This window comes from Limnohabitans sp. (assembly GCF_034680285.1).
GTDB lineage: Bacteria > Pseudomonadota > Gammaproteobacteria > Burkholderiales > Burkholderiaceae_C > Limnohabitans_A.
Map to the genome: position 1 here is coordinate 135841 of NZ_JAXITC010000005.1, position 20329 is coordinate 156169.

Here is a 20329-nt window from a genome sequence, read left to right on the forward strand (position 1 = left end):
ATCAAACGTCGATTTCGATGCTGTCGCCGTGCAGTTCCATCAGCTCGCGGCGGGCGGCGGCTTCGCCTTTGCCCATGAGCTGGGTCATGAGGTTTTCCGTTCCAGCGTTGTCCAGCGGGCCCAGCTCGATCGGCAGCAAGCGGCGCGTGTCGGGGTTGAGCGTGGTGTCCCACAACTGCTCGGCGCTCATCTCGCCCAAGCCCTTGAAGCGGCTGATGCTCCAGCCACCTTCTTTCACGCCGTCTTTGCGCAGCTTGTCGATGATGGCGGTGAGTTCGCCCTCGTCCAGCGCATAGGCTTTGGACGCGGGCTTTTTGCCGCGTGCGGGCGCGTCGACCCGGAACAGCGGCGGCCGCGCCACATACAGGTGACCCGCTTCGATCAGCTTGGGGAAGTGGCGGAAAAACAAGGTCAGCAGCAGCACCTGAATGTGCGAGCCATCCACGTCCGCGTCCGACAAGATACAGACCTTGCCGTAGCGCAGGTTGCTCATGTCGGGGTTGTCATTGGGCCCGTGCGGGTCCACACCAATGGCCACCGAGATGTCGTGGATTTCGTTGTTGGCAAATAAACGGTCGCGGTCTACTTCCCAGGTGTTGAGCACCTTGCCGCGCAGAGGCAAGATGGCCTGACTTTCTTTGTTGCGGCCCATTTTGGCGCTGCCACCGGCCGAGTCGCCCTCGACCAAAAACACCTCGTTGTGCAGGATGTCTTTGCTTTCGCAATCGGTCAGCTTGCCGGGCAGCACGGCCACGCCGGAGCTTTTGCGCTTTTCGACCTTCTGACCGGCTTTTTGGCGGGTTTGCGCGGCCTTGATGGCGAGTTCGGCCAGTTTTTTGCCGTAGTCCACATGCTCGTTCAGCCAGAGCTCGAGCGCCGGTCGCACAAAGCTGGACACCAAACGCACCGCGTCACGCGAGTTCAGGCGTTCTTTGATCTGGCCCTGGAACTGCGGGTCCAGCACTTTGGCGCTCAGCACATAGCTGGCGCGGGCGAACACGTCTTCGGGCATGAGCTTGACGCCCTTGGGCAGCAAACCATGCAGCTCGATGAAGCTTTTGACGGCGGTGAACAGGCCGTCGCGCAAGCCGCTGTCGTGCGTGCCGCCTGCGCTGGTGGGGATCAGGTTCACATAACTTTCGCGCACCGGCGCACCGTCTTCGGTGAAGGCCACGGCCCACGAAGCGCCCTCGCCTTCGGCAAAGCTGTCGTGGTTGCCGTCGGCAAAACCTTCGCCTTCAAACAAGGGGATGACTGGGTCGCCATTGAGCGTTTGCGTCAGGTAGTCGCGCAGACCGGCTTTGTATTGCCACTGCTGGGTTTCTTTGGTTTTCTCGTTCACCAAGGTCACCGTCACGCCAGGCATGAGCACGGCTTTGCTGCGCAGCAGGTGCGTCAGCTCGTTCATGGGCAGGGCGCTGGATTCGAAATACTTGGCGTCAGGCCAAGCCCGCACGGTGGTGCCTTGTTTGCGATCTCCCTCGCCTGTGGCGCGTTTCACCAGCGGCTCGGTCACGTCGCCACCTGAGAACACCAGCGTCGCCACTTGGCCTTCGCGGTAGCTGGTGGCTTCCAGGCGCTTGGACAGCGCGTTGGTCACCGACACGCCCACGCCGTGCAGGCCGCCCGAGAAGCTGTAGGCCCCGCCCTTGCCCTTGTCGAACTTGCCGCCCGCGTGCAAGCGGGTGAACACCAGCTCGATCACCGGGGCGTTTTCTTCAGGGTGCAGGCCAAAGGGGATGCCCCGGCCATCGTCTTCGATGCTGACCGAGCCATCGGCATGCAAGATGACTTTGATCTTTTTGCCGTAGCCCGCCAGTGCCTCGTCGGCGGCGTTGTCCAACACTTCTTGGATGATGTGCAAGGGGTTGTCGGTGCGGGTGTACATGCCCGGGCGTTGTTTGACGGGCTCGAGGCCCTTCAAGACGCGGATCGAGCCTTCGGAGTACTCATTAGAGGTTTTGACAGTTGATTGGGTGGCCATGGTGGCGGATTGTAGTGGGATTTCAGTCGAGACACTGGATGCAAAAACAGTATTCAAGCTCTGAATGGCATGCAGGCATATACGCGACCTCGGGCACGCATCACATTGGTTAAAGTCAGGGGATGCAATACAAACCCCTTTCTCTGACCCAGGTGCTGATTTGCGGCGCGGCCATCGTCACATTGTCCATGGGCATCCGCCATGGCTTTGGCCTGTGGCTTCAGCCCATCACCCAAGCCCAAGGCTGGGGCCGCCAAGAATTCGGTTTTGCCATGGCTATTCAGAACATCTCATGGGGTTTCATGGGTATTTTTGCGGGCATGGTCGCCGACAAATTCGGTGCGTTCCGCGTGATTGCCTTGGGCGCCGTGGTCTACAGCGTAGGTCTTTTGGGCATGGCGTGGGCCACTGACCCTTGGATGTTTGCCCTGTTCACCGGGGTGATCATCGGCACGGCCCAGGCGGGCACAACCTACGCGGTCATTTACGGCGTGATTGGCCGCAACGTGCCCATCGAGCGCCGCTCTTGGGCCATGGGCGTGGCAGCTGCGGCAGGCAGTTTCGGACAGTTTTTGATGGTGCCTGTGGAGGGCTTGTTGATCAGCCAAATGGGGTGGCAAACCGCTTTGGTGATTTTGGCGGCGGCGGCGATGCTGATCATCCCGCTGGCTTGGGGTTTGCGTGAACCCGCCTTGAACGCGCCGGGCCAAGTCAAGCGAGACCAAACCATCGCACAAGCTTTGAAAGAAGCGTTCAAGTACCCCAGTTTTCAGTTGCTGATGGCGGGTTATTTTGTGTGCGGCTTTCAGGTTGTGTTCATCGGCGTGCACATGCCCAGCTACCTGAAAGACCACGGTCTGGCCCCCCAGGTGGCCAGTTACGCACTGGCCTTGATCGGTTTGTTCAACGTGTTTGGCACCTACATCGCGGGCACTTTGGGCCAAAAAATGGCCAAGAAAAACATCTTGGCCTTCATTTACATCGCTCGCTCGGTGGCCATCATTCTGTTCTTGCTGGCCCCGCTCACGCCCACCAGTGTGTATGTCTTCTCTGGCGTGATGGGCTTGCTCTGGTTGTCCACCGTCCCGCCCACCAACGCGGCGGTCGCCCAGATTTTTGGCATTTCCCACCTGTCCATGCTCAGCGGCTTCATCTTTTTCAGCCACCAGATCGGCTCGTTCATGGGCGTCTGGCTGGGCGGCTATCTGTATGACAAGACCGGCAGCTACGACATCGTCTGGTACCTGGCCATTGCTTTGGGCGTGTTTGCTGCGCTGGTAAATCTGCCCGTGCGCGAGAGTCCGATACAACGGGCAACGCCCCAAACCGCATGAGCCCAGCAGGCAGCATGCCCACGCTCTCCAAATCGTCCTTGCGTCGCAAAATGGCGATCGCTTTGGCCGTGTCCGCAGCCCTCATCGTGCCCTTTTGGCTCTACGCACAGCCCGATCTGGTGATCATGCTGGCCGAGCAACTGTGGGCTTGTTTCTAGTTTCAAGAGGAAAACCATGCACGGCACCGAAAACCCCTCGGCCTGGCTGCAACGCTGGGCGCATTTGATCGCTCCGCAAAGCAGCGTTTTGGATGTAGCTTGCGGAGCAGGCCGACACATGCGTTTTTTGGCCGCACAAGGACACACGGTTCAGGGCGTTGATCGCAACCCCGATGCCGTGTCACTGGCCCAAACCTATGGAGAAGTGAGCTGCGCCGACATAGAAAACGGCCCTTGGCCCTTCGAAGGCCAAACATTTGGCTGCGTGGTGGTGACCAATTACCTGTGGCGCGCCCTGATGCCCGTCATCGTGCAAAGCGTGGCCCCCGGTGGCGTGCTGATTTACGAAACCTTTGGGGCGGGCAATGAAACCGTGGGCAAACCCTCTCGGCCCGACTTTTTGCTGCAACCGGGCGAGCTGCTGCGGGCCACTGAAGGCCTGCACACCGTGGCTTACGAAGACGGCTTCGAGTCATCGCCAGACAAGTTTGTGCAGCGCATTGTGGCCATTCGGGCCAAGACAGCGGGCGAAGTGACGCGCTGGCCCTTGAAAGCCAACGCTGACCCCACACAACAGACCCAGTGACATCGGGACACATTCCCACCCGCAGCAACACCTGAAAAGCGTTTGCAATCGTTAGAATGACCTCTTTCAGTTCAGAAACACCTGACATGACCACCGAATCTCGCCCCATCCAAGGCAGCATCCCTGCCCTGATCACCCCCATGCTCGAAGACGGCCAAGTGGATTACCCCACTCTGCGAAAACTGATCGACTGGCATGTGGCCGAAGGCACCGATGGGCTGGTGATCGTCGGCACCTCGGGCGAATCACCCACCGTCAACGTGGACGAACACCGCGAAATCCTGCGTGTCTCGGTGGAACAAGCTGCTAAGCGCATCCCCATCATTGCCGGCTGCGGCGCTAACTCAACCGCAGAAGCCATTTCGCTGGCCAAATATGCCGAATCGATCGGCGCTGACGCCCAATTGCAAGTGGTGCCCTATTACAACAAGCCCACCCAAGAGGGACTGTTCCAGCACTTCAAGGCGATCGCCGAGGCCACGCCCAAGTTGCCCGTGATTTTGTACAACGTGCCTGGCCGCACCGTGGCCGATCTTCAGCACGACACCGTGCTGCGCTTGGCCCAAGTGCCAGGGATCATCGGCATCAAGGAAGCCACCAGCAACATCGAACGCGCCCAATGGCTCATCCGCGATGTGCCCAAAGCGTTCGCCGTTTTCTCGGGCGATGACGCCACGGCTGTGGCCCTGATGCTCTGCGGTGGCGCAGGCAACATCAGCGTGACCGCCAACGTGGCCCCGCGTCAAATGCACGAGCTGTGCATGGCGGCCCTGCGAGGCGACGTGAAAGAAGCCATGCGCATCCAGTTCCAGCTCTTGCCTGTGCACAAAAATCTGTTTGTTGAAGCCAACCCCATCCCCGTCAAATGGGCCATGAACCGCATGGGCCTGAGCGGCCCCACTCTGCGCTTGCCCATGACCGAGCTGTCTGAATCTCAGCGGCCCGTGGTTGAGGCCGCACTCAAGGCCAGTGGTCTGATTTGATTTCCACCTAAGGATTGCCTGTGAAATTGCCCCATCGCTCCCTGTCGCGCATTACGGCTCAACGTACGGCTGTTGTCGCAGCTTTGACTATTTTGGTCAGTGGCTGTTCTGTTTTTGAAGAAGACAAGATTGACTACAAGAGCGCAGCCAGGGCTCCCACGTTGGAGGTTCCACCCGACTTGACCCAACTGCGCAAAGACTCGCGTTACGCCATGGAAAGCAACTCGGCCACGGCTTCTGGCTTCAACAGCGCCAGTGCTCGGGTAGCAGATGCTGGCACCGCAGCCAACGTCTTGGGTGATGTGCGCATGGAGCGCCAAGGCACCCAACGCTGGTTGGTGGTGTCACGCCCAGCAGACAAAGTGTGGGAGCCTCTGCGCGAATTTTGGACCAACAACGGTTTTAACTTGATCACCGATGCACCCGATGTGGGCATCATGGAAACCGACTGGGCTGAAAATCGGGCCAAAATTCCACAAGATTTCCTCCGTAAGACTTTGGGCAAAGTGCTGGACTCCCTGTATTCCTCGGGCGAGCGCGACAAGTTCCGCACCCGCGTAGAACGCAATGCCCAAGGCGGTGTAGAGATCTACATCACGCACCGCGGCATGGTCGAAAACTTCAGCAACACCCAAAAAGATCAACTCATTTGGCAACCCCGTGCCAGCGATGCAGAACTCGAAATCGAATTTTTGCGTCGACTGATGGTCAAGCTGGGCGCATCCCCTGAAGCCGCAAAATCCGCCACGGCATCAGCTTCGCCTGTGCAAACGGCCAGCGTGACCACTGTCGATGGCCAACCCACCATCCAGATCAATGACAACCTGGATCGCGCTTGGCGCCGAACCGGTGTGGCGTTGGACCGCACTGGCTTCACCGTAGAAGACCGCGACCGCTCCAAAGGCATTTATTTTGTTCGGTACGTGACACCCGGAGCCGCTGCTGACAAAGAGTCGGGCTTTTTAACCCGCATTTTCAGCAGCAAAAAAGAAGAAGCTGCTTTGACTCGCTACCGTATTGCGTTGACCGAAAAAGGCAATGTCAGCTTGGTTCGTGTTCTGGATGCCAATGGCCAGCCTGAAACATCGGGCAATGCCGAGCGCATTTTGAAACTGCTCGCAAACGAACTGCGCTGAAAAGAGCATAGTCTCTGACCCATAAAAAAACCCCGCAATGCGGGGTTTTTTTATGCAATCCCGGCCATGACCGGGAAAGCGGCAACCAATTACTTGGCAGCAGAAGCGTCAGATGCTGGAGCAGCAGCTGGAGCAGCAGAAGCGTCAGCAGCAGGAGCTGGAGCAGCCACAGGAGCAGGAGCGGCTGGAGCAGCAGCTTCTTCTTTTTTGCCGCAAGCGGACAAAGCAGCAGCAGCGATGATAGCGGCCAAAACGAGGGACTTGTTCATGATGATTTTCCTTGTAGGGGTTAAAAAACAATTTCCGGAAATTGTCGGATTCAGATTCAAGAAAACTTGAACCGAGACAAAAGCACTCGAGCTCTTCTGCACTCAGCGCTGGATTATATCGTTTTCCCTAATCATCTTGAAAATAAACGCACCAAACTGACGCGAAACCTTCAATCAACCCCTCACTGGGGTAAGTCCTGAGCGGGTTTCAACCAATCTGCCGACATCCAGTCGAGCAAGGCCTCTTGCGCAGCATCACTCAACTTCGCGCAAGATACAGAAGAAAGAACCCTGTTATCAGCCAGTTCACGCAAGAAGCGCGCATCCTTGCCCCCAACTCGGAAGCTTTCTCCATTGATAAAAACATGCCGCTCGTCGTACATCATTTTGGTTCTGCGATCGAGGCGAACGCCTTTTGACAAGTCAGGCTCGTTTTCAGACTCATCAAACCACACATGGGCTTTGGGCTCGGTCAGGTATTCGCCCAACAAACTGTCCAACAAATCAGGATTTTTGAGCGCTTTGTCCACCACTTGACGTGCAAAGACAGCCAAAGACGACGGAATAGCCGCCGAAGACACGACTGCAGGTTGCCGAGGATCACGGTAAATGGCCTCCCCCACACTCTCGAACGCCTCATCAGCCAAGCCCAACAGCAACTCCCTCGCCAATTCGCCTTCTTGCGGAGCCCGGAAACCAATGGACCAGGTCATGCACTCCCCCTCGGCCACACCGTCGTGTGCGTACTTGGGGGGCAAATACAGCATGTCACCCGGGTTCAGCAAGAACTCTTCTTCGGCTTGAAAGTTTTGCAAAATTTTGAGCGGCACGCCCGACTGCAGCGTCAAATCCTTGTTGCGACCAATCCGCCAACGGCGTTGGCCATGGGCCTGAAGCAAAAAGACGTCATAGCTGTCAAAGTGCGGCCCCACGCCGCCGCCATCGCTGGCATAGCTGATCATCACATCGTCCAAGCGCGCATCGGGCACAAAACGAAACTGCTGCATCAGTGCGTGCACGCCGTCGTGGTGCAAGTCCACACCCTGCACCAAAAAGGTCCATTTCTTTTGACTGAAGGGCGGCAAACTGCGCTTCGGAAATGGCCCATGTTTCATCTTCCACCCCTTCGGAGAATCCACAATCAAGCGAGACTCCACCCCCTCTTGCCCCGCCAACGCCACCAATTCAGTGCGCCCGACACACGGTACAAAATTGGGGATGGCGTTGCGCACCAACAAAGGCTTTTTCTGCCAGTGGCGCTTCATGAATTGGCTGGACGTCAAGCCGCCCAGCAGCGCCAAGGGTTGTTCTGTGTTCATCTCGGGTTCTCAAGTCTCGAAACCAAAGCGGCCAAAAAGTGGCCGCCAAACTGCGACAATTGTCGTATGGAAATCAAGACACCTTCTGTGGTCGCACTGACCTGGACACTCAAAGACACGCTGGGCGAAGTTCTGGACACGCTGGACGAACCTGTGGAATTTTTCATTGGCGGCCAAGATCTGTTGCCCAAAATAGAAGAAGCCCTGCAAGGCCACGAACGTGGCGCCAAGGTCGACCTGCATTTGGAGCCCGAAGACGCCTTTGGCGACTTCGATGAAAACCTGCTGTTTCTGGAGCCACTGGCCCTGTTCCCAGAAGGGCTCGAGCCCGGCCTCACGATAGAAGGCACTGCTTTGCCCAAGGGTTGCAACCCGGATGCGCCGCGCAATGCCCTTTACACCGTGACCGAAATCTACCCTGAGCACGTTGTGCTGGACGCCAACCACCCGCTTTCGGGCATTGCCTTGCGCTTGCACCTGAAAGTCGAATCGGTGCGCGAGCCGACCGAAGCCGAAGTGGGCAGCGGCAGCTGCGGCACTGGCTTCTTCAAAATTGAAGTCGGCGATGAAGGCGATTCGACTCTACCCACACTGCACTGAGCCAGCGCAAATCCATTTCACCCATGAAAAAACCGCCTGCATCGACCGATGCAGGCGGTTTTTTTATGGGCATTATTTTTTGCCTGTGGAGCCGTAACCGCCCTCGCCGCGTTCGGTCGCTGCACCGAATTCGCTCACGACATGAAAACGCGCTTGCACCACAGGCACGATCACCATCTGCGCGATGCGCTCCAGTGGCTCGATGGTGAAGGCCACATCGCTCCGGTTCCAGCAGCTGACCATGAGCTGCCCCTGGTAATCGCTGTCGATCAACCCCACCAAATTGCCCAAGACGATGCCGTGCTTGTGGCCCAAGCCAGAGCGCGGCAGCAGCATGGCGGCATAACCAGGGTCCTTGAGGTGGATGGCCATGCCCGTGGGCACCAGCTGCCAGGCGTTGGGCGCCAAAGTCAGCGGCGCGTCCAGGCAAGCGCGAAGGTCCAATCCCGCACTGCCGGGCGTGGCGTAGGTGGGCATTTGCGCCGCAATGCGCGCGTCGAGGATCTTGACGTCGATGTCCATGGTCATGCTTTTTCTCCGCCCAGCCGTCGGGCAATGTCTTCAATGAGTTGAATGGCCAGCACCTGCTTGCTGGCGTGCGGCAGTTCTCGGGCACCGTGGGCGTCCACCAGCAGCAAGGCGTTGTCGTCTTGGCCGAACGTGGCCGGGCCGATGTTGCCCACCAGCAGAGGCACTTGTTTGCGCAAGCGTTTGGCTGTGGCGTGGGCAAGCAGGTCGTGGCTTTCGGCGGCAAAACCGACGCAAAACAGATCGCCCTTTTGCGCCGCCGCCGACTGGGCCACGGTGGCCAAAATGTCGGGGTTCTCCACAAAGCACAGCTCAGGCGTCTGACCTGAGCCGTCTTTTTTGATTTTCTGGTCGGCCGAGTTGGCCGGACGCCAGTCAGCCACCGCGGCTGTGGACACGAAAACGCCACGCTCTGGCACATGGGCTTGCACGGCTTGCAGCATGTCGCGAGCAGAGCGCACGTTCACACGCTTGACGCCACGGGGCGTGGCCAGGCTCACGGGTCCAGCAATCAAGGCCACATCGGCCCCCGCCATGCGCGCCGCACGCGCGACGGCAAAGCCCATCTTGCCGCTCGACAAGTTGGTGATGCCGCGCACCGGGTCAATGGCCTCGTAAGTGGGTCCTGCAGTCACCAAAACCGACTTGCCTGCCATCACTTTGGGCGTGAAAAACGCCTCCAAGTCTTCCAGAATTTCTTCGGCTTCGAGCATGCGCCCGTCGCCGGTTTCGCCGCAGGCTTGGTCGCCCTGACCCACATCCAGCACATGGATGCCGTCAGCCTTGAGCTGTGCCACGTTGCGCTGGGTGGCGGGGTTGGACCACATTTCGCGGTTCATGGCCGGGGCCACGATCAGCGGCACCTTGTCAATCGGACGGGCCAGGCACATCAGGCTCAGCAGTTCATCGGCACCGCCGTGCAGCAATTTGGCCATGAAGTCCGCACTGGCGGGTGCCACCACAATCGCATCGGCCTCGCGGCTCAGGTTGATGTGGGCCATGTTGTTGGCTTCGCGCGGGTCCCACTGTGAGGTGTAAACCGGCCTGCCGGACAGGGCCTGCATGGTGACCGCCGTCATGAATTGCTCGGCGGCCTCGGTCATCACGACCTGCACCGTGACGCCCGCCTTGACCAAGGCGCGGCAGAGTTCAGCCGACTTGAAGGCCGCAATGCCGCCCGACAAGCCCAGAACGATGTGTTTTCCAGCCAATGTGCTCATGCCGGGAAATGTAGCAGACGTGACTGTCTATAATCACGATTTCCACCTACCGGGGGCTGAAAGCTCCCGTCTTGGACATGACCAAATTCGTCTTCGTCACCGGCGGTGTGGTGTCTTCCCTGGGCAAGGGAATCGCCTCCGCATCGCTCGCCGCACTTCTTGAATCGCGCGGCCTCTCTGTCACCCTCATCAAGCTCGACCCCTACCTGAATGTGGACCCCGGCACCATGTCGCCGATCCAGCATGGCGAAGTGTTTGTGACCGACGACGGCGCAGAAACCGACCTCGATTTGGGCCATTACGAGCGCTTCATCAACACCCGGATGAAGAAGGCCAATAACTTCACCACCGGACAGATCTACAAGAGCGTGCTCGAAAAAGAGCGCCGCGGCGACTACCTGGGCAAGACCGTGCAGGTCATCCCCCACGTCACCAACGAAATCCAGGATTTCGTCAAGCGCGGTGCCGGCTTTGGCACCCCTGAAGCGGTCGATGTGGCCATCGTCGAAATCGGTGGCACGGTGGGCGACATCGAGTCCTTGCCCTTCCTCGAAGCCGTGCGCCAGCTCAGCCTCCGCCTCGGGCCCAACAACACTGCCTTTGTGCACCTGACTTATCTGCCCTGGATTGCCACGGCCGGTGAACTCAAGACCAAACCCACCCAGCACACGGTGCAAAAACTGCGCGAAATCGGCATCCAGCCTGACGCCCTGCTGTGCCGTGCTGACCGCTACATCCCGGAGGACGAGCGCGACAAGATTTCGCTGTTCACCAACGTGCAAAGCTGGGGCGTGATCTCTATGCCTGACGTGGACACCATCTACAAAGTACCCCGCGTGCTGCACGAGCAAGGCCTGGACGGCCTGATCTGCGACAAATTGCGCCTGAACACCCCGCCTGCCAGCCTCAAACGCTGGGACGACTTGGTGTACGAGACCGCCAACCCCAAGGGCGAAGTCACCATTGCCATGGTCGGCAAATACGTCGAACTGTCGGACAGCTACAAATCGGTCAACGAAGCGCTGCGCCATGCGGGCATGCGCAACCATGTGCGCGTGAAGATCGAGCACATCGACTCCGAAACCATCACCCCCGAGACCGTGCCCAGCCTGGCTCACTACGACGGCGTGTTGGTGCCTGGCGGTTTTGGCAAGCGCGGCGTCGAGGGCAAGATCGAAACCGCGCAATTCGCCCGCACCCACAAAGTGCCTTACTTGGGCATCTGCCTGGGCATGCAGGTCGCCACCATCGAATACGCCCGCCATGTGGCCGGTATGAAAGACGCCAACAGCACCGAGTTCGAGCCCGAGACGCCTTTCCCCGTCATCGCTCTGATCAACGAATGGAAAGATGCGGACGGCTCGATCCAGGTACGTGACGCCAACTCCGACTTGGGCGGCACCATGCGTCTGGGCGCACAAAGCTCCGACGTGGCCAAGGGCACGCTGGCCCACCAAATCTACGGCGACGTGGTCACCGAGCGCCACCGCCACCGTTACGAAGCCAACGTCAATTACCTCGATGACCTGCGCAAAGCGGGTCTGGTGATCTCGGCGCTGACGCAGCGCGAGCAACTGACCGAAATCGTCGAGCTGCCGCAGACCGTTCACCCTTGGTATGTAGGCGTGCAGTTCCACCCCGAATTCAAATCCACGCCCTGGGACGGCCACCCCCTGTTCAATGCCTTCGTCAAGGCGGCGATTTCGCACAAAGCGGCCGCCTGAAACACCCGCCCAAGGACAGCTCCATGAAACTCTGCGGATTTGACGTTGGCCTGAACCAACCCTTCTTTTTGATCGCGGGCACCTGCTCCATCGAAGGTCTGGAGATGTCTATCGAAGTGGCCGGTCGCCTCAAAGAGGCCTGCTCTGCGCTGGGCATCCCACTCATTTACAAAGGCTCATTCGACAAAGCCAACCGTTCGTCGGGCAGCACCCAACGTGGTGTGGGCATCGATGCAGGCCTGAAAATCCTGGACGAAGTGCGCCGCCAGATTGGCGTGCCCATCCTCACCGATGTGCACGACGAGTCGCAGGTCAAGACCGTGGCCAGCGTGGTCGACGTGTTGCAAACCCCCGCGTTCTTGTGCCGCCAGACCGATTTCATCCGCGCCGTGGCCCAGTCCGGCAAGCCGGTGAACATCAAGAAGGGCCAATTTTTGGCACCTTGGGACATGAAGAACGTCATCGACAAAGCCCGCACAGCGGCACGCGAAGCCGGCCTGCCTGAAGACAACTTTTTGGCCTGTGAACGTGGTGTGAGCTTTGGCTACAACAACCTGGTGGCCGACATGACCAGCCTGGCCGAGATGCGCAAAACCGGCGCCCCGGTGGTGTTTGACGTGACGCATTCGGTGCAAAAGCCGGGCGGCCAAGGCACCAGCAGCGGCGGAGCCCGCGAGATGGTACCCGTGCTGGCCCGCGCAGGGGTGGCCGTGGGTGTGGCTGGGCTGTTCATGGAAACCCACCCCAAGCCGGCTGAAGCTTGGTCAGACGGACCGAACGCGGTGCCACTTGGCAAAATGCGCGCCTTGCTCGAGACGTTGGTGCAACTCGATTCCGTCACCAAAAAGAACCCTTTCCTTGAGGACAACTTCGCATGAGCGGCTATATCATCGCCAACGTCCAAGTGACCAACCCGGTTCAGTACGAAGAGTACAAAAAGTGGTCCACTGCGGCCATGCAATCCACGGGCGCTGAAGTCTGCGTGCGTGGTGGCAAAGTTGAAGTGCTGGAGGGCGACTGGTCGCCCGAGCGCATCGTCATTCTGAAATTCCCGACCTTTGAAGCGGCCAAGGCCTTCTATGAAGTGCCCGAGTACCTCAAAGCCCGTGAGGCCCGCGCAGGTGCGGCCATCATGCGCATGGTCGTGGTCGAGGGTGTTTGAGCCCTTGGACCCCAACTGGTTTTATTTTTCAATTTGAGAGAGTCTGAACATGAGTGCAATCGTTGATATCGTCGGCCGTGAAATCCTCGACAGCCGTGGCAACCCCACCGTCGAATGCGACGTGCTGCTGGAGTCCGGCGTCATGGGCCGTGCGGCTGTGCCGTCCGGCGCATCGACCGGCAGCCGCGAAGCCATCGAGCTGCGCGACGGCGACAAGAGCCGTTACCTGGGCAAAGGCGTGCTCAAAGCCGTCGAGCACATCAACACCGAAATTTCCGAAGCTGTGCTGGGGCTCGACGCCTCCGAGCAGGCCTTTTTGGACCGCACCCTGATCGACCTGGACGGCACGGACAACAAGAGCCGCCTGGGTGCCAACGCCATGCTGGCCGTGTCCATGGCCGTGGCCCGCGCTGCGGCCGAAGAGTCTGGCTTGCCGCTGTACCGCTATTTTGGCGGCATGAACGGCAACCAGCTGCCTGTGCCCATGATGAACGTCATCAACGGCGGCGCACACGCCAACAACAACCTGGACCTGCAAGAGTTCATGATCATTCCCGTGGGTGCACCGTCGTTCCGCGAAGCGGTACGCTGGGGCGCTGAAGTGTTCCACGCCTTGAAGAAAATTATCCACGACAAGGGCATGAGCATTGCCGTGGGCGACGAAGGCGGCTTTGCCCCCAACGTCGACAGCCACGAAGCCGCCATCCAGATGGTGCTCGACGCCATCGCTGCTGCCGGTTACACCGCTGGCGAGCAGATCGCCATTGGCCTCGATTGCGCGGCCAGCGAGTTCTACAAAGACGGTAAATACGTCTTGGCAGGCGAAGGCGGCATCAGCTTGACGTCTGAGCAGTGGACCGACATGCTGGCCACTTGGTGCGACAAGTACCCCATCATCAGCATCGAAGACGGCATGGCCGAAAACGACTGGGACGGCTGGAAAGTGTTGACCGACCGCTTGGCCAAGAATGTGCAAATCGTGGGTGACGACCTGTTCGTGACCAACACCAAAATCTTCAAAGAAGGCATCGACAAAGGCATCGCCAACTCGATCCTGATCAAGATCAACCAGATCGGCACCCTGACCGAAACCTTTGAAGCCATCGAAATGGCCAAGCGCGCCGGTTACACCGCCGTCATCTCCCACCGCTCGGGCGAGACCGAAGACAGCACCATCGCCGACATCGCGGTGGGCTTGAACGCCGGTCAAATCAAGACAGGTTCGATGAGTCGCTCGGATCGCATGGCCAAGTACAACCAGTTGCTGCGCATCGAAGAAGACTTGGGCGAAGTGGCGGTCTACCCTGGCCGCGCGGCCTTTTACAACCTGCGCTAAGCCGGTACAGCCATGGGCAACCGCCTCGTTCCGATCGTGTTGGTCGCCTTGTTGGTGATCATCCAAGCCCAACTTTGGTTGGGCAAAGGCGGCGTTTCCACCGTTGCCGAGCTGGAGCGGTCTTTACAAGAGCAAAAGGCCGAGAACGAAAAAGCTCACCGCAAAATTGACCAACTCAGCGCCGAAGTCAATGACCTCAAGGAAGGCCTGCACATGGTCGAAGAACGTGCAAGGCATGAGCTGGGCATGGTCAAACCCAACGAGATCTTCGTTCAAATCGCCAAATGATGTCCCCGCTCGAGATCGCAGGTTTTGTCCTCGGCCTGGCCATGGTGGTTTGCAACATCCAACAGTGGCATTGGGGCTGGCCACTGGCCATCGCCAGTTCCGTTCTTTATTTCTTTGTTTTCAAAGACAGCTTGCTGTATGGAGAAGCGGGTCTGCAGCTGGTTTTTGTGGCCATTTCCCTGTGGGGTTGGTGGCAGTGGCTTCGCAGAACGGATGAAGACCAACCGGCTGTCGCCGTTCAACGCCTGTCTGTACGCGGCTGGATCCTGGTGCTGGTCTGCAGCGCAGCCCTTTGGCCAGCATTGGCTTTGCTGTTGCAGCGCTTCACAGATAGCGATGTGGCCTGGTGGGATGCACTGCCCACCGGCTTGAGCTTGGTGGGTCAGGTTTTGCTGGGTCGCAAGTACCTTGAAAACTGGCTGGTCTGGGTGGTGGTCAATGCCATCAGCGTGGCCTTGTTTGCCCACAAAGGCCTGTGGTTGACCTGCGTTTTGTACGCCGTGTTCACTGCCATGAGCCTCTGGGGTTGGCGGTCTTGGCGACAAAACCTCGCCCTCAAGGCTGGCTAAGTGCGGTATGAGCCGCGTTCAGCGCATCGCCATCCTTGGGGCAGAAAGCACCGGTAAATCTTGGTTGGCCAACGCCTTGGAGGGCGTGATGCAATCGCGTGGGCTCAGCGTCCATAAGGTCGACGAGGCCCTGCGCCATTGGTGCGAACGTGAAGGCCGAACGCCCCTGGCCCACGAACAACTCGACATTGCCCAAATACAAGCCCAAGCGATGACGCTCATCCCACAAGGCGTGGTGATCTCAGACACCACACCGCTGATGACAGCGGTCTACAGCCACCTCTTGTTTGCCGATGAAAGCCTGTACCCCATGGCGTTGGCGCACCAAGCGCTTTTCGATCAAACTTTGGTCACCGGCCTTGATTTGCCTTGGGTGGCAGATGGTTTGCAACGAGACGGACCCCAGGTACGAGGCCCGGTCGACACCCTAGTGCGCCAAGCCCTTGAGGGTGCAGGCATCGCCTACCGGGTGGTCTATGGGCAAGGCCACCAACGACTGAACAACGCCCTGCTGGCTTTGGGCTTACCCGGAGAAGATGAGGCTGCCCGCATGACCCGCGAAAACGCTCAGTTCGCCATCAACGAGGGGCGCACCGTGTGGCAATGCAATGAGTGCAGCGACCCGGAGTGTGAACACAAGATGTTCACTGGGCTGATGGCCAAGCGCTTGGACTGAGGGCTCGGGTAGGAGGCTGCCCCTGCGGCCGAATGCAGGCAGTGCCCATGCAACTATTCGCGAGCAGGGGCTCGCTCCCACAAAAATTTCAGTGCACCGACCCACCTGGCACGTCAGCCGGCAAACCCGTGAACAGGCCCGCAGCATCCACTGGGTCAAAACGGTATTGCGCTCCGCAAAAGTCGCAGCCCACTTCCACCTGACCTTGTTCGGCAATGATGCCCTCCACCTCTTCGGTGCCGAGGCTGCGGATCATGTTGCCCACGCGTTCGCGGTTGCAACGGCAGGCAAAGCGGGGGCCGGTCTCGCCAATGAAGGGCTCAAATCGGGCCAAGGGCTCTTCCCAATAGAGGCGGTGCAGAATGGTTTCGGCGTCCAGCCCCAGCAACTCCTCGCGCTTGAGGCTTTTGGTCAGGATCGAGATGCGGCTGAAGTCTTCGCTTTGCCCCAGCACCGACTCGCGCATCAGTGAATCCGTCTTGCCGGCCAGATTGCCCTCGCCTTCGATGGGCAGGCGCTGAATCAGCAAGCCCGCCGCCACCTTGTCGTCGGCCGCCAGCACCAGCACCGTGTCCAACTGCTCGGACTGCAGCATGTAGTGCTCCAGCACCTCGCTGATGTTTTCCAATTTTTCACCCCGGTCGCCAAACAGCGGCACCACGCCCTGATAAGGCTGCTGGCCGGGCAAGCGGTCTTGAGGGTCCAGGGTAATGGCGCAGCGGCCTTCGTTGTTCACGTTCACCATCTGGCTCAGGGTGGCGTTATCGGCCACCTCGCCCACTTGGGTGCAAGTCGCCCGCAGGCTCAAATCGGGCTGAACTTCGACCACACCCAACTTGACCGGGCCGTCGCCAAAAATCTGCAGCACCAAAGCGCCGTTGAACTTGATGTTGCCCTGCATCAGCACGCCTGCAGCGGCCATCTCGCCCAGCAACTGGCGCACTGGGGCGGGGTAAGCGCCGGTTTCGGAGTTGGCGGCGCGACGCGCCAGAATGTCTTGCCAGGCATCGGTCAGGCGCACCAGCATGCCGCGCACCGGCAGGCCTTCGAAAATGAATTTGTGGAGTTCGGACAAAGTTTAATCAACAGCCTCGTGGGGCCGATCCTCAAAAGTTAAAAAGCGTTGGCTGCAGCTGAAAAATCAGCTGATTTTTTTCAAGCCCGCCTTGAAGCGGCGGGCGTTCTCCACGTAATGCTTGGCGCTTTGGCGCAGGCCTTCGATCTGCTCGGGGCTGAGTTCGCGCACCACCTTGGCGGGCGTGCCCATGATCATGGAGCCATCGGGGAATTCCTTGCCCTCGGTCACCAAGGACCCTGCTCCCACCAAGCAGTTCTTGCCGATCTTCGCACCGTTGAGCACCACCGCGCCAATCCCGATCAGCGACTCGTCGCCAATCGTGCAGCCGTGCAGCATGACCATGTGACCCACCGTGACGTGCTTGCCGACCTTGATCGGCTTGCCGTGGTCGGCGTGCATGACGCTGCCGTCCTGAATGTTGCTGCCCTCGCCGATCTCAATCGTCTCGGTATCACCACGCACCGTCACGCCAAACCAGATGCTGGCATCGGCCGCGATCTTGACCGCGCCCATAACCTGTGCGTTGTCGGCCACCCAGGCGCTGTCGGCCACATCGGGGGTTTGATCATCCAGTTGGTAAATGGCCATGGCGGTCTCCTGTCGGTTGGGTTTTCTTGAAAACCTACAATTGTAGGGATGCCCACACCCTGTTGTGGGCGCTGCCAGCGATCACCATGCACACCCTGCGTTCCGCCGCCCTGCTCCCTTGGGTGCAAACCGACCCGAACATGAAGGCCCAGGCCACTTTGGCCCTGGACCTGAGCCTGCCCGTGGGCGCGCTCGACAGCCTGAGCGCCCCCACTGCTGGCCCCGGCCGCGCAGACCGCCCTGTGCTGGTGCCGCACACCCAACTCAAAGCCAAATCCATGGCCACGCCCGAGGGCCGGGCCATGCTGGTGCACTCGATTGCGCACATCGAGCTCAACGCCATCGACTTGGCGCTTGACGTGGTGTGGCGCTTTGCGGGCATGCCCGAGTCTTTCTACACCGACTGGGTGCGCATTGCCCAAGAGGAGGCCAAACACTTCAGCCTGCTGCGTCAGCATTTGCTGGACATGGGTTTTGACTACGGCGACTTTCCCGCCCACAACACCCTGTGGGACATGGCCGAGCGAACAAAGGACGACATCCTGGCCCGCATCGGCATCGTCCCGCGCACCATGGAAGCACGGGGCCTGGACGCCTCACCGGGCGTGAAAAACAAACTGGTCAGTGTGGGTGACCACCGGGCGGGCGAGATCCTGGACATCATTTTGGAAGAAGAAATTGGCCATGTGGCCGCAGGCAACCGCTGGTACCGCTATCTGTGCGAACAACGCGGCCTGGACCCGGTGCGCACTTATGCCGAATTGATCGCGCAATACGACGCCCCCAAACTGCGCCCGCCCTTCAACATGGCGGCCCGGCGGCTGGCAGGGTTTGAAGACGCGGAGTTGGCCGCGCTGAGCTAACCCCGAGGGTGGTGCTGCGCGTGCAGCGTCTTGAGCCGCTCACGGGCCACATGGGTGTAAATGGTGGTGGTGGAGATGTCGGCGTGGCCCAGCAGCATTTGGACCGCCCGCAAATCGGCCCCATGGTTGAGCAAATGCGTGGCAAAGGCGTGGCGCAGGGTGTGCGGTGACAAAGGCGCGGTGATGCCTGCGTTGATGGCGTAGCGCTTGACCAGGCTCCAGAACATGACGCGCGACATGGCGGTGCCGGGTGTGCTGCCACTGGTGGTCACAAACAGGTCCTCAGTCTGGCGTTGGCCCAGCATGGCCGGCCGGGCTTGGCCCATGTAGCGCTGCAACCATTCGCGCGCTTCTTCGCCAAAAGGCACCAAGCGCTCTTTGCTACCTTTGCCCATGATGCGCAGCACGCCTTCATTGAGCGACACATGCAGGGTTTTCAGGCTCACCAATTCGCTCACCCTCAGGCCGCTGGCATACATCAGCTCCAGCATGGCGCGGTCTCGCAAACCCAGAGGCGTGGTGACATCGGGCGCAGACAACAGCACATCAACCTGCGCCTCGCCCAAGGTTTTGGGCACGCGCAAAGCCTGCTTGGCCGCCAGCATGCGCAAAGTGGGATCGGTTTGGATGAGGCGCTCGCGCAAGGCCCATCTGAAAAAGCGCTTGAAAACCGTGAGCCGGCGGTTGGCCGACGTTGCTTTGGTCTGGCCATGGCGCTCGGCAAAGTAGGCATGCAGGTGGTGTTCTTGGGTCGCCTCCAGCGCCAGCCTGTGCGTTAAAAACAGCCAGGTGGCGTAGAGCGACAAATCCAGACGGTAGGCCGCCAAGGTGTTGGCGGCCAATCCGTCCTCCAGCCAGAGGGCCTCGGCAAAGCGGTCGATGGCGTTCTGGCTGGCCTCGTGCATGGACTAAAGATCAGTCCAGCTTGAGTTTTTGTTGGTCCACCACTTTCTTGTACACCTCGAACTCGGCCTTGATCTGGGCCGTGAACTCTTCAGGCGTGTTGGCCACCACCAAAGAACCGGTGTCGTTGATGCGCTTGGTCACACCGGGCTCTTGCAGGGCTTTTTTCACACCCGCGCTGATCTTGTCGACCACTTCTTTGGGCAGGTTTTTGGGTCCCAAGATGCCGTAATAAGCCATGCGGTTGACGGGCTCCAAACCAATTTCCTTGAAGGTCGGCACATTGGGCAACTGGGGCAGACGCTGAGGTGCGGCCACCACAATCGGGATCAGCTTGCCCGTTTGAATGAAAGGCAATGCCGAAGGCAGGTTGTCAAAAATGATCGGCACTTGACCCGCGACGGTGTCATTCAGGGCCGGGCCTGCGCCGCGGTAAGGGATGTGCGTGATGAAGACACCCGCCAGACTTTTCCACAATTCGGTTTGCAGATGGCCGATGCCCCCCGTACCCGAAGAAGAGTAGGAATATTTGCCAGGGTTTTTCTTCAACTCAGCCAAGAACCCTTTGTAGTCTTTGGCCGGAAAGCTGGGGTGCACCGCGATCACATTGGGCGTGGCCGCAATGTTGATGATGGGCGTGAAGTCGGTCAAGACGTTGTACGGGATCTTGGGGTTGATGGCCGGGTTGGCGGCTGTGGTCGACACCGTGGCCATGCCCAAGTTGTAGCCATCGGGCACGGCGCGAACGGTTTCTGTCGCACCGACCACGCCACCGCCACCGGCTTTGTTCTCAACGATCACGTTTTGACCCAAAGCTTTACCGAGGGGCTCAGAGATCACGCGGGCCACGATGTCGGTGGTGCCGCCAGGTGCAAAAGGCACTTGCAATTTGATGGGTTTGTTGGGGTAAGCCTGAGCCCACACCGAACCACTGGCCAACACGGTGACAGCCAAACCAGCTGCCGAAACCAAACTGCGACGTTTCATGTCCAAACTCCTAAAAAGTGTGCACATGATATGCAATA

At 59.4% G+C, this 20329-nt stretch carries 23 protein-coding genes; 14 read left to right on the plus strand and 9 right to left on the minus strand.

Features of this window, described 5'->3' with window-relative positions; all coding sequences use genetic code 11:
• Window position 1 precedes the first annotated feature (1 nt).
• The gene (locus SWE17_RS06205) at window positions 2-1984 is read right to left on the minus strand and encodes a DNA topoisomerase IV subunit B (protein WP_322992240.1); all 1983 of its coding nucleotides are present in this window, start codon (window positions 1982-1984) and stop codon (window positions 2-4) included.
• Window positions 1985-2106: 122 nt separating this feature from the next.
• Between SWE17_RS06205 and SWE17_RS06210 the strand changes: the two genes are divergently transcribed.
• From SWE17_RS06210 to bamC, 5 genes are all read left to right on the plus strand, one after another.
• Window positions 2107-3318: an MFS transporter gene (locus tag SWE17_RS06210; protein ID WP_322992241.1), complete on the plus strand. Its 1212-nt coding sequence runs from the start codon at window positions 2107-2109 to the stop codon at window positions 3316-3318.
• Window positions 3315-3476 (plus strand): hypothetical protein, encoded by a 162-nt coding sequence (locus tag SWE17_RS06215; protein ID WP_322992242.1) that lies wholly within the window; start codon window positions 3315-3317, stop codon window positions 3474-3476. Before SWE17_RS06210 ends, SWE17_RS06215 begins: the two co-directional genes overlap by 4 nt.
• Window positions 3477-3492: 16 nt before the next feature.
• A complete protein-coding gene (locus tag SWE17_RS06220) occupies window positions 3493-4062 on the plus strand; it encodes a class I SAM-dependent methyltransferase (RefSeq protein WP_322992243.1) in 570 nt (189 codons plus the stop codon).
• A gap of 86 nt (window positions 4063-4148) precedes the next feature.
• Window positions 4149-5045: a 4-hydroxy-tetrahydrodipicolinate synthase gene (gene dapA / locus SWE17_RS06225; RefSeq protein ID WP_322992244.1), complete on the plus strand. Its 897-nt coding sequence runs from the start codon at window positions 4149-4151 to the stop codon at window positions 5043-5045.
• Window positions 5046-5065: 20 nt separating this feature from the next.
• Window positions 5066-6181, plus strand: a complete 1116-nt coding sequence (gene bamC / locus SWE17_RS06230) for an outer membrane protein assembly factor BamC (protein WP_416234984.1) — start codon at window positions 5066-5068, stop codon at window positions 6179-6181.
• A gap of 89 nt (window positions 6182-6270) precedes the next feature.
• On the opposite strand, the gene SWE17_RS06235 is transcribed toward bamC, so the two are convergent.
• A complete protein-coding gene (locus SWE17_RS06235) occupies window positions 6271-6450 on the minus strand; it encodes a hypothetical protein (protein ID WP_322992245.1) in 180 nt (59 codons plus the stop codon).
• A 182-nt stretch (window positions 6451-6632) separates the two neighbouring features.
• Complete coding sequence (locus tag SWE17_RS06240) at window positions 6633-7769, minus strand: JmjC domain-containing protein (protein ID WP_322992246.1); 1137 nt, start codon at window positions 7767-7769, stop codon at window positions 6633-6635.
• A 66-nt stretch (window positions 7770-7835) separates the two neighbouring features.
• Here SWE17_RS06240 and SWE17_RS06245 point away from each other — a divergent pair, with 66 nt between their 5' ends.
• Window positions 7836-8369 carry an FKBP-type peptidyl-prolyl cis-trans isomerase gene (locus tag SWE17_RS06245; protein WP_322992247.1) on the plus strand — a complete coding sequence of 178 codons (534 nt, stop codon included), beginning with the start codon at window positions 7836-7838 and terminating at the stop codon, window positions 8367-8369.
• Window positions 8370-8441: 72 nt separating this feature from the next.
• Here SWE17_RS06245 and dut read toward each other — a convergent pair whose 3' ends face one another.
• Together dut and coaBC are read right to left on the minus strand one after the other, a co-directional pair.
• Window positions 8442-8891, minus strand: a complete 450-nt coding sequence (gene dut, locus SWE17_RS06250; protein ID WP_322992288.1) for a dUTP diphosphatase — start codon at window positions 8889-8891, stop codon at window positions 8442-8444.
• A gap of 2 nt (window positions 8892-8893) precedes the next feature.
• Window positions 8894-10117: a bifunctional phosphopantothenoylcysteine decarboxylase/phosphopantothenate--cysteine ligase CoaBC gene (gene coaBC, locus SWE17_RS06255; RefSeq protein WP_322992248.1), complete on the minus strand. Its 1224-nt coding sequence runs from the start codon at window positions 10115-10117 to the stop codon at window positions 8894-8896.
• Window positions 10118-10194: 77 nt separating this feature from the next.
• On the opposite strand from coaBC, the gene SWE17_RS06260 reads away from it, so the two are divergent.
• The 7 genes from SWE17_RS06260 to SWE17_RS06290 are packed head-to-tail and all read left to right on the plus strand — an operon-like array spanning window position 10195 to window position 15872.
• A complete protein-coding gene (locus SWE17_RS06260) occupies window positions 10195-11841 on the plus strand; it encodes a CTP synthase (protein WP_322992249.1) in 1647 nt (548 codons plus the stop codon).
• 23 nt (window positions 11842-11864) lie between these two features.
• Window positions 11865-12719 (plus strand): 3-deoxy-8-phosphooctulonate synthase, encoded by an 855-nt coding sequence (gene kdsA / locus SWE17_RS06265; protein ID WP_322992250.1) that lies wholly within the window; start codon window positions 11865-11867, stop codon window positions 12717-12719.
• Window positions 12716-13003: a DUF1330 domain-containing protein gene (locus SWE17_RS06270; protein ID WP_322992251.1), complete on the plus strand. Its 288-nt coding sequence runs from the start codon at window positions 12716-12718 to the stop codon at window positions 13001-13003. The genes kdsA and SWE17_RS06270 overlap by 4 nt, the downstream gene beginning before the upstream one ends.
• Before the next feature lie 49 nt (window positions 13004-13052).
• Window positions 13053-14339 (plus strand): phosphopyruvate hydratase, encoded by a 1287-nt coding sequence (eno, locus tag SWE17_RS06275; RefSeq protein WP_100171578.1) that lies wholly within the window; start codon window positions 13053-13055, stop codon window positions 14337-14339.
• 12 nt (window positions 14340-14351) lie between these two features.
• The gene (gene ftsB, locus SWE17_RS06280; protein ID WP_322992252.1) at window positions 14352-14627 is read left to right on the plus strand and encodes a cell division protein FtsB; all 276 of its coding nucleotides are present in this window, start codon (window positions 14352-14354) and stop codon (window positions 14625-14627) included.
• Window positions 14624-15196: a nicotinamide riboside transporter PnuC gene (gene pnuC / locus SWE17_RS06285; protein WP_416234985.1), complete on the plus strand. Its 573-nt coding sequence runs from the start codon at window positions 14624-14626 to the stop codon at window positions 15194-15196. The genes ftsB and pnuC overlap by 4 nt, the downstream gene beginning before the upstream one ends.
• A gap of 7 nt (window positions 15197-15203) precedes the next feature.
• Window positions 15204-15872, plus strand: a complete 669-nt coding sequence (locus tag SWE17_RS06290; RefSeq protein WP_322992253.1) for an ATP-binding protein — start codon at window positions 15204-15206, stop codon at window positions 15870-15872.
• A gap of 88 nt (window positions 15873-15960) precedes the next feature.
• Here the strand turns inward: SWE17_RS06290 and SWE17_RS06295 are convergent, their stop codons facing one another.
• Together SWE17_RS06295 and SWE17_RS06300 are read right to left on the minus strand one after the other, a co-directional pair.
• Complete coding sequence (locus SWE17_RS06295; protein ID WP_322992254.1) at window positions 15961-16947, minus strand: Hsp33 family molecular chaperone HslO; 987 nt, start codon at window positions 16945-16947, stop codon at window positions 15961-15963.
• 66 nt (window positions 16948-17013) lie between these two features.
• Window positions 17014-17538 carry a gamma carbonic anhydrase family protein gene (locus SWE17_RS06300; RefSeq protein WP_062405224.1) on the minus strand — a complete coding sequence of 175 codons (525 nt, stop codon included), beginning with the start codon at window positions 17536-17538 and terminating at the stop codon, window positions 17014-17016.
• 86 nt (window positions 17539-17624) lie between these two features.
• Between SWE17_RS06300 and SWE17_RS06305 the strand changes: the two genes are divergently transcribed.
• Entirely contained in the window at window positions 17625-18401 is a 777-nt protein-coding gene (locus tag SWE17_RS06305; protein WP_322992255.1) for a ferritin-like domain-containing protein, read from the plus strand.
• Here SWE17_RS06305 and xerD read toward each other — a convergent pair.
• Both xerD and SWE17_RS06315 read right to left on the minus strand, forming a co-directional pair.
• On the minus strand, window positions 18398-19306 hold the full coding sequence (gene xerD, locus SWE17_RS06310; RefSeq protein ID WP_322992256.1) for a site-specific tyrosine recombinase XerD: 909 nt from the start codon (window positions 19304-19306) through the stop codon (window positions 18398-18400). The genes SWE17_RS06305 and xerD overlap by 4 nt on opposite strands.
• Window positions 19307-19316: 10 nt before the next feature.
• Entirely contained in the window at window positions 19317-20291 is a 975-nt protein-coding gene (locus SWE17_RS06315) for a tripartite tricarboxylate transporter substrate binding protein BugE (protein ID WP_322992257.1), read from the minus strand.
• Between the last annotated feature and the right edge of the window lie 38 nt (window positions 20292-20329).

What these genes read in the sequence shown, in the direction of transcription:
- SWE17_RS06245 (WP_322992247.1), top strand. Translation starts at nt 7,836, where the DNA reads ATGGAAATCAAGACACCTTCTGTGGTCGCACTGACCTGGACACTCAAA.
- SWE17_RS06260 (WP_322992249.1), top strand. Translation starts at nt 10,195, where the DNA reads ATGACCAAATTCGTCTTCGTCACCGGCGGTGTGGTGTCTTCCCTGGGC.
- kdsA (WP_322992250.1), top strand. Translation starts at nt 11,865, where the DNA reads ATGAAACTCTGCGGATTTGACGTTGGCCTGAACCAACCCTTCTTTTTG.
- SWE17_RS06315 (WP_322992257.1), bottom strand. Translation starts at nt 20,291, where the DNA reads ATGAAACGTCGCAGTTTGGTTTCGGCAGCTGGTTTGGCTGTCACCGTG.
- SWE17_RS06205 (WP_322992240.1), bottom strand. Translation starts at nt 1,984, where the DNA reads ATGGCCACCCAATCAACTGTCAAAACCTCTAATGAGTACTCCGAAGGC.
- SWE17_RS06215 (WP_322992242.1), top strand. Translation starts at nt 3,315, where the DNA reads ATGAGCCCAGCAGGCAGCATGCCCACGCTCTCCAAATCGTCCTTGCGT.
- eno (WP_100171578.1), top strand. Translation starts at nt 13,053, where the DNA reads ATGAGTGCAATCGTTGATATCGTCGGCCGTGAAATCCTCGACAGCCGT.
- SWE17_RS06290 (WP_322992253.1), top strand. Translation starts at nt 15,204, where the DNA reads ATGAGCCGCGTTCAGCGCATCGCCATCCTTGGGGCAGAAAGCACCGGT.
- SWE17_RS06220 (WP_322992243.1), top strand. Translation starts at nt 3,493, where the DNA reads ATGCACGGCACCGAAAACCCCTCGGCCTGGCTGCAACGCTGGGCGCAT.
- dut (WP_322992288.1), bottom strand. Translation starts at nt 8,891, where the DNA reads ATGGACATCGACGTCAAGATCCTCGACGCGCGCATTGCGGCGCAAATG.
- pnuC (WP_416234985.1), top strand. Translation starts at nt 14,624, where the DNA reads ATGATGTCCCCGCTCGAGATCGCAGGTTTTGTCCTCGGCCTGGCCATG.
- ftsB (WP_322992252.1), top strand. Translation starts at nt 14,352, where the DNA reads ATGGGCAACCGCCTCGTTCCGATCGTGTTGGTCGCCTTGTTGGTGATC.
- xerD (WP_322992256.1), bottom strand. Translation starts at nt 19,306, where the DNA reads ATGCACGAGGCCAGCCAGAACGCCATCGACCGCTTTGCCGAGGCCCTC.
- SWE17_RS06235 (WP_322992245.1), bottom strand. Translation starts at nt 6,450, where the DNA reads ATGAACAAGTCCCTCGTTTTGGCCGCTATCATCGCTGCTGCTGCTTTG.
- SWE17_RS06305 (WP_322992255.1), top strand. Translation starts at nt 17,625, where the DNA reads ATGCACACCCTGCGTTCCGCCGCCCTGCTCCCTTGGGTGCAAACCGAC.
- SWE17_RS06270 (WP_322992251.1), top strand. Translation starts at nt 12,716, where the DNA reads ATGAGCGGCTATATCATCGCCAACGTCCAAGTGACCAACCCGGTTCAG.
- dapA (WP_322992244.1), top strand. Translation starts at nt 4,149, where the DNA reads ATGACCACCGAATCTCGCCCCATCCAAGGCAGCATCCCTGCCCTGATC.
- SWE17_RS06240 (WP_322992246.1), bottom strand. Translation starts at nt 7,769, where the DNA reads ATGAACACAGAACAACCCTTGGCGCTGCTGGGCGGCTTGACGTCCAGC.
- coaBC (WP_322992248.1), bottom strand. Translation starts at nt 10,117, where the DNA reads ATGAGCACATTGGCTGGAAAACACATCGTTCTGGGCTTGTCGGGCGGC.
- SWE17_RS06210 (WP_322992241.1), top strand. Translation starts at nt 2,107, where the DNA reads ATGCAATACAAACCCCTTTCTCTGACCCAGGTGCTGATTTGCGGCGCG.
- SWE17_RS06300 (WP_062405224.1), bottom strand. Translation starts at nt 17,538, where the DNA reads ATGGCCATTTACCAACTGGATGATCAAACCCCCGATGTGGCCGACAGC.